This window comes from Mycobacterium sp. MAA66 (assembly GCF_041261665.1).
GTDB lineage: Bacteria > Actinomycetota > Actinomycetes > Mycobacteriales > Mycobacteriaceae > Mycobacterium.
Window position 1 is genome coordinate 192502 of the sequence record NZ_JBGCCC010000008.1, and the last position, 13717, is coordinate 206218.

14 protein-coding genes are annotated in these 13717 nt (G+C 65.2%); 5 read left to right on the forward strand and 9 right to left on the reverse strand.

Annotated features, from left to right (window positions below):
- The first annotated feature begins 25 nt into the window (after positions 1-25).
- On the forward strand, positions 26-451 hold the full coding sequence (locus tag ABIA30_RS21090; RefSeq protein ID WP_370068950.1) for a hypothetical protein: 426 nt from the start codon (positions 26-28) through the stop codon (positions 449-451).
- A 6-nt stretch (positions 452-457) separates the two neighbouring features.
- On the opposite strand, the gene ABIA30_RS21095 is transcribed toward ABIA30_RS21090, so the two are convergent.
- Both ABIA30_RS21095 and ABIA30_RS21100 read right to left on the reverse strand, forming a co-directional pair.
- Positions 458-1648, reverse strand: coding sequence for an acyl-CoA dehydrogenase family protein (locus ABIA30_RS21095; RefSeq protein WP_370068952.1), 1191 nt, complete (start codon positions 1646-1648; stop codon positions 458-460).
- 2 nt (positions 1649-1650) lie between these two features.
- Positions 1651-2742 (reverse strand): acyl-CoA dehydrogenase family protein, encoded by a 1092-nt coding sequence (locus tag ABIA30_RS21100; protein ID WP_370068956.1) that lies wholly within the window; start codon positions 2740-2742, stop codon positions 1651-1653.
- 151 nt (positions 2743-2893) lie between these two features.
- Here ABIA30_RS21100 and ABIA30_RS21105 point away from each other — a divergent pair, with 151 nt between their 5' ends.
- Both ABIA30_RS21105 and ABIA30_RS21110 read left to right on the forward strand, forming a co-directional pair.
- A complete protein-coding gene (locus ABIA30_RS21105; RefSeq protein ID WP_370068958.1) occupies positions 2894-3493 on the forward strand; it encodes a GNAT family N-acetyltransferase in 600 nt (199 codons plus the stop codon).
- A 54-nt stretch (positions 3494-3547) separates the two neighbouring features.
- Positions 3548-4240, forward strand: a complete 693-nt coding sequence (locus tag ABIA30_RS21110) for a YceI family protein (RefSeq protein ID WP_370068960.1) — start codon at positions 3548-3550, stop codon at positions 4238-4240.
- Here the strand turns inward: ABIA30_RS21110 and mbtN are convergent.
- The 7 genes from mbtN to crcB (ABIA30_RS21145) are packed head-to-tail and all read right to left on the reverse strand — an operon-like array spanning position 4230 to position 10744.
- A complete protein-coding gene (gene mbtN / locus ABIA30_RS21115) occupies positions 4230-5402 on the reverse strand; it encodes a mycobactin biosynthesis acyl-ACP dehydrogenase MbtN (protein WP_370068962.1) in 1173 nt (390 codons plus the stop codon). The two genes, ABIA30_RS21110 and mbtN, sit on opposite strands and share 11 nt — an antisense overlap.
- Before the next feature lie 2 nt (positions 5403-5404).
- Positions 5405-6961, reverse strand: a complete 1557-nt coding sequence (mbtM, locus tag ABIA30_RS21120) for a long-chain-fatty acid--ACP ligase MbtM (RefSeq protein WP_370069068.1) — start codon at positions 6959-6961, stop codon at positions 5405-5407.
- Positions 6962-6978: 17 nt separating this feature from the next.
- Positions 6979-8541 carry a long-chain-fatty acid--ACP ligase MbtM gene (mbtM, locus tag ABIA30_RS21125; protein ID WP_370069070.1) on the reverse strand — a complete coding sequence of 521 codons (1563 nt, stop codon included), beginning with the start codon at positions 8539-8541 and terminating at the stop codon, positions 6979-6981.
- Between the two features lie 17 nt (positions 8542-8558).
- Positions 8559-8873, reverse strand: a complete 315-nt coding sequence (locus tag ABIA30_RS21130) for an acyl carrier protein (RefSeq protein ID WP_370069072.1) — start codon at positions 8871-8873, stop codon at positions 8559-8561.
- Positions 8870-9988, reverse strand: a complete 1119-nt coding sequence (locus ABIA30_RS21135) for a DUF190 domain-containing protein (RefSeq protein WP_370068964.1) — start codon at positions 9986-9988, stop codon at positions 8870-8872. Before ABIA30_RS21135 ends, ABIA30_RS21130 begins: the two co-directional genes overlap by 4 nt.
- A complete protein-coding gene (gene crcB / locus ABIA30_RS21140; RefSeq protein ID WP_370068966.1) occupies positions 9975-10352 on the reverse strand; it encodes a fluoride efflux transporter CrcB in 378 nt (125 codons plus the stop codon). The genes ABIA30_RS21135 and crcB (ABIA30_RS21140) overlap by 14 nt, the downstream gene beginning before the upstream one ends.
- Positions 10349-10744, reverse strand: coding sequence for a fluoride efflux transporter CrcB (gene crcB / locus ABIA30_RS21145; protein WP_370068968.1), 396 nt, complete (start codon positions 10742-10744; stop codon positions 10349-10351). Before crcB (ABIA30_RS21145) ends, crcB (ABIA30_RS21140) begins: the two co-directional genes overlap by 4 nt.
- 70 nt (positions 10745-10814) lie before the next feature.
- Between crcB (ABIA30_RS21145) and pgm the strand changes: the two genes are divergently transcribed.
- On the forward strand, positions 10815-12449 hold the full coding sequence (gene pgm, locus ABIA30_RS21150) for a phosphoglucomutase (alpha-D-glucose-1,6-bisphosphate-dependent) (RefSeq protein WP_370068970.1): 1635 nt from the start codon (positions 10815-10817) through the stop codon (positions 12447-12449).
- Positions 12446-13711 carry an MFS transporter gene (locus ABIA30_RS21155; protein ID WP_370068972.1) on the forward strand — a complete coding sequence of 422 codons (1266 nt, stop codon included), beginning with the start codon at positions 12446-12448 and terminating at the stop codon, positions 13709-13711. Before pgm ends, ABIA30_RS21155 begins: the two co-directional genes overlap by 4 nt.
- Positions 13712-13717 lie beyond the last annotated feature (6 nt).

Genomic DNA, 13717 nt, shown 5'->3' on the forward strand with positions numbered 1-13717 from the left:
GACGCCTGCGACGTAGGGTCACCGCGTGGATGTAGCCATACGGTTGGCCGTGGCAGTGGTGTTCGTCTGGCTGGGCATGGTCCTGGCGATCTCATTCATGGAAGCTCCGCTGAAATTCCATGTGCCCGGCGTGAGTCTGCAGGTCGCACTCAGCATCGGCCGCGTCGTGTTCTTCGCGCTCAACATCTGCGAGCTGTTGTTCGCGCTGGTGTTGGGGTCCGCGGTCTATAGCCACGACACCCCGCTGTCAGTGGATCTGGCGTGTGCGGTGGCGATCACCGCGTTGATGATCCAGTTGTTGATGGTGCGACCGACGCTGGCGCGGCACACCACCTCGGTATTGGGTGGGGATGAGGGGCCGCGGTCCGGCGGCCACTACGTCTACGTGGGCCTTGAAGTGGTCAAGGTGATTGCGTTGATCACTTCCGGAGTCATCCTCACGGGTCTCTGAGGACCGTCAGCTCCGTCGCGCCTGACGGAAGGGAATGTCGCGGTCGACGTCGGGTTCTTTTGGCAGCCCCAGCACTCGCTCACCGATGATGTTGCGCTGGATCTGATCCGTGCCGCCACCGATGGAGGTGAAGTACGCGTTGAGCGACAGGAAGTTGACGTCGTCGGCCTCGGGACTGTCGCTACCGGCCAACAGGGCCTGCGCGCCCAGGATCTCGGTCTTCAGCCTGGCCTCGCTGTGCAGAATTCCTGACATCGCCAGTTTTCCGAGGGACATGATCGAGCTCGACGTGCCCTGGTCGGTGCCGGCCTTGGCCCGCAGGCCGTTCAACTTGTTCAACTCGCGCAGCGCCAGCACCCTGGCCAGTGACTGCCGGATCACCGGGTCGTCGAGGCGACCGTGCTCGCGGGCCAGTTCGACCAGGCTGTCGGCCTTGGACTTGTTGCGTGACGACCGGCCACTGTCACCCATGAGAGAGCGCTCATAGGCCAGCGCGGTCTGGAGAACCTTCCAGCCGTTGCCGACTCCACCGATCAGATTCGTCTCGGGCACCGTCGCGTCGGTGATGAACACCTCGTTGAAGTGCGATTCGCCGGTGATCTGTACCAGCGGCCGGACCTCGATACCCGGCTGACGCATCGGGATCAGAAAGAAGCTCAGGCCCTGGTGCTTGGGCACGTCCCAGTCGGTTCGCGCCAGCAACAGGGCGTATTCGGACGTCTGGGCGCCGGAGGTCCACACCTTCTGTCCGTTGACCAACCATCGGTCGCCGTCTCGTACCGCGGTGGTGCGGACGGCGGCCAGGTCCGACCCGGCGCCCGGTTCGCTGTAGAGCAGGCAGGCCCGGCAGCGTTCAGTCAAAAAGTCATACAGCACAGCACTTTTGAGCTCATCGCTGCCGAATTTGAGCACGGTGTTGGCGGGAATGCTGTATTTGTCCTGCCGGGCGCCGGTGGCTTTGGCTGCGGAGAACTCCTGGCCGATCACCGCGGCGAGGTCACTGCGGTATCCCCGGCCGAACCATTCGGTGGGATAGGTCGGTGCGCCGTAGCCGGCGTCGACGACCTTTTCCAGCCAGGCGATCCGTTCGGGGGAGCTGACCCAGGGATCAATCGATTTCGGTAGGCCGGTCCAGTGCTGGGCAAGCCAGTCGCGGACCTCGACGCGCAGTTGTTCGGTACTGGGTGACTCCGTCATCCTCAGGCTCCCTTCGAGACCAGGTAGCGCTCGCGGTGCGCCGCCGAGCTGCCGAACAGCTGAAGTCCGCTCCGGGCACGCCGCAGGTACAGGTGTGCGGGGTGCTCCCAGGTGAAGGCGATGCCGCCGTGCATCTGGACCGCCTGCATGGCTGTCGTCAGATAGGCGTCGCCGCACGCAAAGCCCGCCAAGGCGACTGCGCCACTTCGATTTTCGTGATCTTCGATCGAAGCGGCCGCATGTCGGGCGGCCGAGGTGGCCGACTCCACGTCCAGGAGCAGGTCTGCGGCCATGTGTTTGAGTGCCTGGAAGCTACCGATCGGTCGGCCGAATTGGATTCGGGTCTTGAGGTATTCGACTGTGATGTCGAAGATCCGGCGGGCGCCGCCGACCTGTTCGCCGGCCATGGTCACCACGGCCAGGTCCAGGGCGTGCTGCACGGCCGACCAGTCCGCGTCACCCAGGCGGCGGGCGGGCGTGCCGTCAAAGCTGAACGTCGACAATCGCACCGTGGGATCGAAAACCGTGGCCGCGGTGCGCGTGAAGCCCGTGGCATCGGGAGTCGTTTCGAAGATTCCGATGCCATCCGCGCCGCGTGCGACCACCAGAATCACGTCGGCGGCCTGGCCGAAGACCACGTAATGCGATGTGCCGCTGAGTGTTCCGTCGGCATTGGCACGTACATCCACCCCGTCGGTCGTCCAGGTACCAGCCGTGCCGGTGATCGCCACGGTGCCGATGGATGAGCCGGAGGCCAGGCTGGGCAGCAGCCGGGCGCGGTCCTCGTCGGATCCGGCGGCCTGGATCAGTGCAGTGGTGAGTACCGAGCTGGAGATGAACGGCGCGGGCAGCAGCACGGCACCGGTTTCCTCGGCGACCGCTTCGGCTTCCAGTACGCCCAGGCCGATCCCGCCGTACTCGGGCTCGATGAGCATTCCGGTCACGCCCTGTTCGGCCAGCCGCCGCCACAGCGTGCGGTCAAAGCCATCATCACTGTCCATGACTCGGCGAACGTCGGATTCGGTACAGCCGTCGTCCAGCAGATCTTTGACCGCTGCCCGCAGCTCGGCCCGCTCTGTGGTGCTGATCGCCATCGGGGACAACCCCTATTCACTCGTTTGTGCGCCGATTCGGATTCTGGCACTGCGGGATCGCCGCGATGGGGCCGGGTATCAAACTGAGTTAGATAAGAGCAAATATGTAGGCAAACCTACCCTAATTAGATGCGGTAGGGTCACTCCTCAAATGACTGAGATTGACCAAGCGCCGGCGCTGCCCCGCGAGTTGACGTCGTTGTCTGCCGAGGTGAGTGCGGTCGGCGCCCCGCCGACCCCGCATCTGGCCGATCCATGGACGATTCGCCTGGCCCACGCCGACAACGATGCCGAGCTGTTGTCCGAATGGATGAATCGACCGCACCTTGCCGAAGCCTGGGAGTACGACTGGCCACCCGAGCGCTGGCATCGTCACCTACAGGCGCAGCTCGACGGTACGTACTCGCGGCCGTTCATCGTCGGTTTCCGCGGCCAGGACGTCGGCTATATCGAGGTCTATCGAGCGGCCAAGGACTCTATTGCGCCGCGGTATGACGCCGACCCCCACGATCTAGGCATACACGCCGCGGTGGCCGACCTCCGGTTCGTCAATCGCGGCATCGCCCCCATGTTGCTGCCGCGCGTGGTGGCCAGTCTGTTCGAGATCGAATCGCCATGTCGTCGCATCATGTTCGATCCAGATCATCGCAACGTTGGTGCTCGACGGCTGTGTGAGCACGTGGGCTGTGAGTTCCTCGGCGAACACGACATGGCGAATCGCCGGATGGCCTTGTACGCGTTCCAGCGGTAGATCGGTGCCGGCGCCGTCTGTGTACGACGACGGCGCTACCTGTATATAGGGGGAGTGGCGAAAAGGCTCCTGATGTTGCTGGCCGTACTGGGCCTGGTCGGCGTGGTCGGAGGGCCCTGGCTCTACAGCGAATACCTCGAGGGTGCGCCCGACCCAGCGCTGAAACTGCCGTCTGAGCGGCATCCGGCCACGACCGACCTCGGCGGTGTATGGGTGGTCACGGCCGGTCCTGGGGACGAATCCAAGCGCTCGATGGTCGGTTACCGGGCCGATCAGCAATTGCTGTGGGAGACCGTGACGGTCGACGGCCGCACCAACGGTGTCAGCGGCACCGTCCTGGTCGACGGAACCACGCTGCAGTCAGCCAACATCACGGTTGACGTGGCCTCAATGCAGTCGCCGCATCACGGGCGGGACAAGAAGTTTCGCAGCTCCGATGTGATGGCGGTCGATCAGTTCCCGACCGCCAAGCTGAAGGTCTCCGACCCCGTCGACCTGTCGGGCATACCGGCCAACGGCGCTCCCGCGTCGTTGGAAGTCCCTGCGGACCTCACCCTCAGAAGCGTCACCCGGCATGTGGAGGTGCGACTCGATGTGCAGCGTTCGGGCGACCGGGTCTTCGCGGTCGGGCAGACCTCGATTGCGTTCGCCGACTACAACATCGCTCCGCCGGCACCGTTCGCCGGGATCCTCGAAGTGCAGCCGATCGCGACCATCGAATTTCAGGTGATCCTGGTCAGACAGTGACCCCGGGTGACGAGATCACCTCGTCGTAGCCGTCGTAGTCGGGCTTCATGCCTGCCGCGACCAGTTCCCAGAGCACCTCGTCGGTGCCGCCGCCGACTCGTGCCAGCTTCATATCTCGCCACCAGCGTCCCAGCGGCGTTTCATCGACCAGATATCCGGCGCCACCGAAGATGTGCATGCACTCGTTGACCACCTCGACACCGAGTCGTGCCGCGGTGACCTTGATGGCCGCGGAGGCCCTCAAGTCCATCCGGCCTTGCGCTGCAAGCCCATCCAAGCCATAGCCCAGCAGGTCGACGCGGGCTTGAAGGTCGGCCAGCCGCATCCGGAGTGCTTGATGCTCGTACAACGTGTGGCCGAACTGGCGGCGCTTCATCATGCGGGCCAAGGTGATTCCGATGACCCTGCGGCAACTCGCCTCGACCTGTCCGGCGACAGAGAGCCGTTCCTGGGCCAGGCCCCAGGAGATGGCGGCCAGCCCGGTGCCGGCGCGAGCCACCAGCGCATCGGCGGGCACCCAGGTGTCGATGTGCACCGCAGCAGTGTCGAGCGGTCCGGCACCGACCTTGCGGAAAGGCACTTGCACATCTACCTGTGCGGTCGGTACCGCGATCACCACGACGCTGCCGTGCCGGCTGTTCGGATCGTGATCGACGCTCCGGGCCACCACCATGATGTGGTCGGCGATCGGGGATAGCGACACGAACTTCTTGATTCCGCGAACCTCGAAACCGCCACGCGCGGAACGGACTTCGGTCTCGACTATCTGCAGGTCCGAACCGCCCGATTCCTCCGATGCGGCGATGCACAGCACGGTCTCGCCTCGGATCGCCTGCTCGGCGATGTCGCGCAGGTACTCCGACTTGCCGAACCGGCGCAGGATCGCGATCGCCGAGTCGTGCAGGCTGACACCGACGCCGATGCCCGCCGATCCGAGCTTGCCCAGCTCGTTGGCGAGTGCGAAAACCTTTGCCACATCCGGGTGTTGAGCCTCGCCCCACTTGGCCGCGAACACCCCGGACCGGCCCAGGTGTTCGATCAGCTTCCGCGGGAAGCGCTCGGTTTCTTCGGCTTCGGCGGTCCAGGCCCGGACCTGATCGTCGAACGCCTCACTGAGCAGCGCCCGGTAGAGCTCGATCGAAGGGGCTTCGAAGGTCGTCATCATCACACCTTTTCTAGATTGCGTTTGACCTCGAGGCGGCGCAGTTTGCCCGACGACGTGCGAGGCAACGAGCCCGGCAGTACGAAGTGCACTTCGGCCGGCACGATGCCGCATTCGGAGGCCACGAGTGCGACCACCTGACTACGTGCGGCCGCTTCGTCCGGACCCCGGAACTCGGCGGTGATCACCAGGCCCTGTCGGCTGGGGTTTCCGTCGGTGGCAACGGCCACAACGGCGCCTTCACGCACGCCCTTGACCTGTGCGGCCACCCGCTCGATCTCAGTTGGGAAGATGTTGCGTCCGGCCACGGTGATGAGCTCTTTGATCCGCCCGCAGACAACCAGCCCGTCCTCGGTGAAGTACCCGAGATCACCTGTGGGAAACCAATCCTCGTGGTCGATTGGATGTTCGCCGTGATAGCCGCGCATCAATGATGTGCCACGAATCTCGACCTCGCCGACCTCGCGTCCGGTGAGCTCGTGTGATGCGTCGGCCGGGGCGATGCGAACTTCCATGCCTTCGATCGGCCGGCCGAGGACGGCGTACCGATGCACAGTGATGTTGCTGTCGAGCGCGATCGTGACATCGTCGTAGCGCAGTCCGTCACCCGGCGCGGGAACGGTTACCGCGCAGGTGGATTCGGCCAGACCGTAGGACGGTGACAAGGCTCCGGGGTCGAACCCGAATTTGGCCATCTCGGTGGCGAAGAGAGCACTGCCCTCGCAGTTGATCGGTTCGCCACCGTTGAGGGCGAACCGCAATGCACCCAGATCGACCTCGGTGACCCGCCGCGCGTACTTGCCGAGCAGGCCGTAGGCCATGTTCGGTGCGGCGGTCATGGTTGCGCGGCTCATGGTGAGCCACTTGAGCCAGTTGAACGGAGAGACGGCGAAAGACGTGGTGGGCGCTTGCCACAACTCGGTGCCGCCGACGGCCGCCGCGAGCGTGAATGCCAGACCCATGTCGTGGTAGACGGGCAGCCAACTGTGCGCCACGTCCGAGTCGGTGAGGCCGACTCTGGCCAGCAGGCCGCGCAGGTTGGCCAGGGCGGCATCGGCGGGGATCTCGGCGGTGCGCGGTGTTCCGGTCGAGCCGGCGGTACCCTGCAGGATGCCGATCTCGCTTGTCGTGGATCGTCGGAAGGTCGTCGACCGCTGTTCGTGGGCAACTGTGCTCACGTCGTGCAATTCGGTATCGGCCGCGACAGCGCGCAGCTGCTCCAGTTGTGAACCGTGGCTCAGCACGGTCTGGATCCCGATGCTGCCGAAGCGGTTCAAGGTGGCCCGTGCCCAGGTATCTGCGTCGGCGCCGCGGATCGGCCCGGGCAGGATGGACACCGCTGCTCCGGCCAGTATGGTGCCGATGACACCGGCCAGGAACTCGACGGTGGGTTCGCCGACCAGTCCGACTCGGTGTTGACCATCAACGCGGGCGGCGACGTTCTCGGCGCGAGCGTGCACCTCCTGCCACGGATGGTGTTGCCAGTCACTGGATTTGGGATCAAGGATGACCAGATCGCGAGTGGTTCGGGTCATCGACTCCGTCAGGGCCGATGCCAGCGCTGAGTCCGGGACGCTCATGAACTTACCGATTCCAGGTTGTGTTTGACTTCGAGGCGGCGCAGCTTGCCCGACGAGGTGCGGGGCAACGAGCCAGGCTTGAGGAACACCACGTCGGCCGGCACGATGCCGCATTCGGAGGCCACCAGTGAGACCACCTGGGTGCGTGCGGCAGATTCGTCGTCGCCCTTGAACTCGGCGGCGATCAGCAGGCCTTGACGGGATCCGTTTTCGTTGGTGCCGACTGCCACGACGGCGCCGTCCCGAACTCCGTCGGCCCGCGCGGCAACTCGCTCGATCTCTGTCGGGAAGATGTTCCGGCCGGCCACGGTGATGAGTTCTTTGGCCCGGCCGCATACCACCAGTCCATCGTCGGTGAAATAGCCGAGATCGCCAGTGGCGAACCAATTGTCGGGATCGATCGGGTGCTGCCCGTAGTAGCCGGTCATCATCGAGGTGCCCCGCACCTGGACTTCGCCGACCTCGCGTTCGACGAGTTCGTGGGGCGCGTCAGTCGGGGCGATGCGGACTTCCATGCCGTCGATCGGGCGCCCGAGTACCGCGTACCGGTGCGTGGTCCTGGTGTCGCTGCGAACGACGTGTACCTCGTCGTGGCGCACCCCGCCGCCAGGCACGGGAACAGTTACCGCACAGGTTGATTCGGCCAAGCCGTAAGACGGGCAGATTGCGCCCTCGTCGAATCCGAACCTGGCCATCTCCGTCGCGAAGAGCGTGGTCGCGTCACAGTCGACGGGTTCACCGCCGTTGAGGGCGAATCGCAGCGAGCTGAAGTCGACATCGCTGACCAGTCGGGCGTACTTGCCGATAAGGCCGTAGGCCATGTTCGGGGCGGCGGTCATGGTTGCACGGCTCTCGGTGAGCCACTTGAGCCAGTTGAACGGTGACGCGGAGAAAGCCGTCGTGGGCGCCTGCCACAGCTCTCCGCCGCCGAGCGTCATGGTGAGCATGAAGGCCAATCCCATGTCGTGGTAGATCGGCAGCCACGAATGCCCGCGATCCGCGTCGGTCACGTTGACCCGGGAGACGAGTCCGCGCAGGTTGGCCAGGGCGGCATTGGCGGGGATCTCGGCGGTGCGCGGTGTTCCGGTCGACCCGGCGGTGCCCTGAAGGATCCCGGCTTCGGCGGTCCCGGACGGTGCGAATGTTGTGGAACGACGTTCGTGCGCGATGGCACTGACGTCGTGGAGCCTGGCGTCGGGGGTGCCTGCGCGCAATTGCTCGAGGTGCGAACCGTGGCTGAGCACTGTGCGGATGCCGATGCTCTCGAAGCGGTTCAGAGTCGCCCCGGCCCAGGTGTTGACGTCCGCGCCGCGGATCGGTCCGGGCAGGATGGACACCGCGGCCCCGGCGAAGATGGCGCCGTAGATACCCGCCAGGAACTCGACCGTCGGCTCACCGACCAGACCGACCCGGCTGTGGCCATCGACGAATGCTGCGACGTTCTCGGCGCGGGTGTGGACTTCCTGCCACGGATGGTGTTGCCAGTCACCGGATTTGGGGTCCAGGATCACCAGATCCCGGGTGGACGCCGTCATTGCCTGCGACAGCGCGGATGCCAGGGTGGGGTCAGCGCTGCTCATGAATGCTGAGCGGTCGGCAGTTTCGCGGCGATGGCGTCTTCGAGATCACCGACCGTTTCGCTGCTGAGCAGGTCTTCCTCCGACAATGCGACTCCGAAGCGATCTTCGATCGCCACCATGCCCACGGCGAAGGCCACCGAGTCCAGGCCGACATCATCGATGAGCCGAGATTCGCGGGTGACTCGTTTGATGTCGACGTTCATGTCCTCACGCATGATCGCCGCGAGACCGGTGCTTACTGATTCAGTTGTTGGCTCCATGTCGAGGGACCGTACTTGATACGAAGCATTTAGGCTAGGCTTACCTCTTATGTGGGAAAGTGGCCCAGATTGGTACCGCCGTGCCGGTATCCACTGTCTACCGAAACCAGCGCGGGCACCCGTTCGCAGGTGACCACCCCGTGGTCGGCGGTGATCTGGTCGATGACGTCGAAAGCGGTGGTGATGTTCTCCGGCGTGTCGACGACGATGGTGGTCACCGGAACCTGGCGACCCAGCTGAAACAGCTTGTCGCCGTGTGGCATCCGGTTGTCGGCGAAGCCCCAGATGCCGCGCAGCACCGTCACGCCTCGGCTGTTCGCGATCTGCCGCAGCCGTCGGACGATCTCGCGGTGTACCGGTTCGCCGTTGTGCAAGGTGTCCTCGGTGGTGTGGATCATCAGTTTCTGCCAGAGCTGTGTGCCGTTGGCGTCGTGCGCCGGAAGCGTGCCGGGACGGGCCAGCAGTCGGCCGCCTTGCTTGCACAGTTCGGCGCGCTCGACGGTGATCAGCGGGTCGGGTAGCAATCGCTGTAGTTCGGGGACCAATCCCGCTGCGACGGCACTGTCGCCGATCGCGATGATCATCACCGGGACGTCGACGTTGCGGCTGAGGAACCGGGCCCGCTCACGGCGCCCGCGCACCGTGCCGTCCACCCCGAGGAACACCGACGCGCAGACGAAGCCGTTGCGGTGCAACAGATCACACACCGTCACATGGGCGGGGCGACCGTCGATGCGATGCTGGCGACCCACGTACACACTGAGCTTGGTGTTTTGGGGCGAGCGAAGCGACGGGAAAGGTGGCTCGGGCGAGCGAAGCGACGGGAAAGTTGACGGGCCGGTCGGTGTCGCGGTGGCCAGCTGTGCGCGTTCCAGGGTGACCAGACCACGCTGGGTCAACTCGACTGTCCGCTGAGCCAGCGCCGAGATCTTGTCGGCGGTGTCGACCGCCGCGATGGCGATCGGCAGGTCCTCTGACTGGCTGAGGGTCTGATCGGTACGCAGCTGATGGCGGGGCCCGAACCCGGCGATGCCGCGCAGCACCACGCTGGTGGCCACGTTCTCGGTGCCGTACAGGTTCAGCAGTTCCTCGGCCAGGAACCGCTGGCCGGCTCGTTGGCGTTCGCCGAAATAGGTTGTCAGTTTGAGGTAGTCAGTGGTGGACACACAGGCCTCCCATCCACAGTCCCAATGCCGCTGCAGTCGGGCCGAGCACCACACTCAGCGCGATGTTGGCGAAGGCGAAAGACAGCTGACGTTCCTCACCGAGTCGCTGGGTCTCCAGCATCCAGGTGGAGAACGTTGTATAGGCCCCGACGAACGCCGTACCGGCCAGCAGGGCCACGTTGGGGTTGTGCACAAACCCACCGAGAAAACCCAGCAGCCAGGCGCCGCTGATGTTGATCACGAAGGTGCCGAGCGGGAAGCTGTTGCTCTTACGCTTTGTCACCGCACGGTCGACCATGAACCGCGCGACGGCCCCGACGCCGCCGATGAGTGCGACGCCGATCCAGATGAGCGCCGTCGTCATTGCACTCGCACCCGCCGGACCAGCACGGTGGCCAGATACACCGCGACCATCCCGGCCACGATGCTCGCGACGGTATAGCCCACGGCCAGCGCGTAGGCCCCGTGCTGGACCATCCGGACCGTCTCGACCTGCATGGTGCTGAAGGTGGTCAGACCACCGCACACCCCGGTGCCGAGCAGCGGACGCAGATAACTCGACACCGGCAGACGCTCCAGCAGTCGGGTGGTGAAGTAGCCAACCAGGAACGCTCCGACGATGTTGACGGTGAAGGTGGTCCACGGCCATTGGTCCGCGGGGGTGGTGATGAAATGCGCGAGCACGGCACGGGCCATGGTGCCGATCGCGCCCCCGACGAACACGGCGGCCAATTCTCTGTTGTCGTGGCCGAACATGAGGCAAAAGTATGGTGTCCATTCCTGAACGGCACAGCGGCGGGGGAGAATCTCAAGCACAATCGTGGCCATGACGGCCAATCCGCGTGCCGGGCAACCGGCGCAGCCCGACGATCTCATCGACGTGGCCCACGTGGTCACCGCGTACTACACGGTGGCGCCTGACCCGGATAACGTCGACCAGCAGGTGGTGTTCGGGACCTCGGGGCATCGCGGGTCCAGCCTGGACGCGGCATTCAACGAGCCGCACATCCTGGCGACCACCCAGGCCATCGTCGAGTACCGGGCCGCCCAGGGGACCACTGGGCCGTTGTTCATCGGCCGTGACACTCATGCGTTGTCCGAACCGGCGTGGGTCACCGCGCTGGAAGTGCTGGCGGCCAATGAGGTGGTGGCGATGATCGACTCCGCCGACCGCTACACGCCGACCCCGGCCGTCAGCCATGCCATCCTGTCGTTCAACCGTGGCCGCGACACGGACCTGTCCGACGGCATCGTTGTCACACCTTCACACAACCCGCCGCGCGATGGTGGCTTCAAGTACAACCCGCCCAACGGTGGCCCGGCCGACACCGACGCGACGTCGGCAATTGCCAAGCGCGCCAACGAAATACTTCGTGATGGCCTGCGCGATGTGAAACGTATGCCGTTGGCCCGCGCGCTGGGATCCACGGAGCGGCACGACTACCTCGACGCCTATATCGATGACTTGCCGAATGTTGTTGACCTGCATGCGATTCGCGCGGAAGGCATCCGGATCGGCGCTGACCCGCTCGGTGGGGCGAGCGTGGACTACTGGGGTGCCATTGCCGAGCGGTACGACCTGAACCTGACCGTGGTGAATCCGTTGGTCGATTCGACCTGGCGGTTCATGACGTTGGACACCGACGGCAAGATCCGGATGGACTGCAGCTCACCGAATGCGATGGCATCGCTGATCGCGAACCGGGACAGCTACCAGATAGCCACCGGCAATGACGCCGACTCGGACCGGCACGGCATCGTCACTCCTGACGGCGGGCTGCTCAACCCGAATCACTATCTGGCGGTGGCCATCGACTACCTGCTGGGCCATCGGCCGGGGTGGGCGGACTCGACGGCGGTCGGCAAAACCGTGGTCAGTAGTTCGATCATCGATCGGGTAGTCGCGGGTCTAGGGCGCAAACTGATCGAGGTGCCCGTCGGGTTCAAATGGTTCGTCGATGGATTGGTCAGTGGCACAATCGGTTTCGGTGGCGAGGAAAGTGCCGGGGCGTCGTTCCTGCGGACCGACGGATCGGTGTGGACCACCGACAAGGACGGCATCATCTTGGCGCTGCTGGCCTCGGAGATCCTGGCCGTGACCGGCCGTACACCGTCGCAGCACTACACGGAACTGACCGAAAAGTACGGTGCCCCAACGTACGCCCGGGTTGACGCTCCGGCCGACCGGGAACAGAAGGCCCGGCTGTCGAAGTTGTCGGCCGATCAGGTTACCGCCACCGAACTCGCCGGCGAGCCGATTACCGGCAAGCTGACCGCGGCACCCGGCAACGGCGCCCCGATCGGCGGACTGAAGGTGACCACCGAGAACGCCTGGTTCGCCGCCCGTCCGTCAGGCACCGAGGACGTCTACAAGATCTACGCCGAGTCATATCTGGGTCCCGATCATCTGGCGCAGGTCCAGGATGCCGCACGTGAGCTGGTGCATACAGTTATCGGGTGAGTTCGCTATCGGAGGGCGACTGTAAGACGCCCGTCGGCTCGCCGCTACCCGCGGAGATCTGGGTGCTGGCCGGCGCCAATGTGGTCATTGCGCTCGGCTACGGCGTGGTGGCGCCGGTGCTACCGCAGTACGCGCGGCACTTCGGGGTGAGCATCAGTGCGGCGACCTTCGTCATCACCGCGTTCGCCCTGATGCGCCTGATCTTCGCGCCGCCCAGTGGCGTGCTCGTGCAGAAGCTCGGCGAGCGCCGCGTCTACTTGAGTGGGCTGTTGATCGTCGCGGTATCGACCCTGGCGTGCGCCTTTGCGCAGACTTATTGGCAGCTGTTGCTGTTCCGGTCGCTGGGCGGTGCCGGCTCGACCATGTTCACGGTGTCCTCGCTCGGGCTGATGATCCGGATGTCGCCGCCCGATGCCCGCGGACGGGTCGCCGGATTGTTCTCCAGCGCCTTTCTGATCGGCGGCGTGGCCGGGCCGGTGCTGGGCAGTTTGACCGCTGGGTTTGGACTAGCGGTGCCGTTCGGTATCTATGGGCTGGCGCTGTTGGTGGCGGCCGCGGTGGTGCTGGTCAGCCTGCGCCATTCGGCCCTGGCTGCGCCCGAGGAGGCGACCGGGCCGGTGGTCTCCGTGCGCGCGGCGCTGCGGAACCGCGCGTACCGCGCGTCGCTGCTGTCCAACTTTGCGTCCGGTTGGGCCGCGTTGGGTCTTCGTGTGGCGCTGGTGCCGCTGTTCGTGGTCGACGCGCTGCACCGCAGCGCTGGCATGGCGGGACTGGTTCTGGCGACCTTCGCCGTGGGCAATGTGTGCGCGGTGATCCCCAGCGGGCACCTGTCCGACCGGGTTGGTCGGCGGGTCCTGCTGATCGTCGGTCTGACGGTGTCAGCAGCGACGACGGTGCTGCTCGGCTGCACCACATCACTGCCGGTGTTCCTGTTGGCTGCGTTCGTCACCGGAATGGCGACCGGCGTCTTCATCTCGCCGCAGCAGGCCGCCGTTGCCGACATCATCGGCAACAAGGCTCGCGGCGGCACCGCGGTCGCGACCTTCCAGATGATGTCCGACCTGGGCGCCATCGTCGGCTCACTGGCGTCGGGGGAGATCGCTCAGCACGTATCGTTCGCGGCGGCGTTCGCGGTCAGCGGCGTGACTCTGCTGGTGGCGGCGCTGGGCTGGCTGATGGCCCCGGAGACCCGGATTTTCAGTGACGAAGAGCAGACGCCAATCTGTCCATTGGGCCACGAGCCGGTAGAGGGGTCGCTCTGAGCAGCT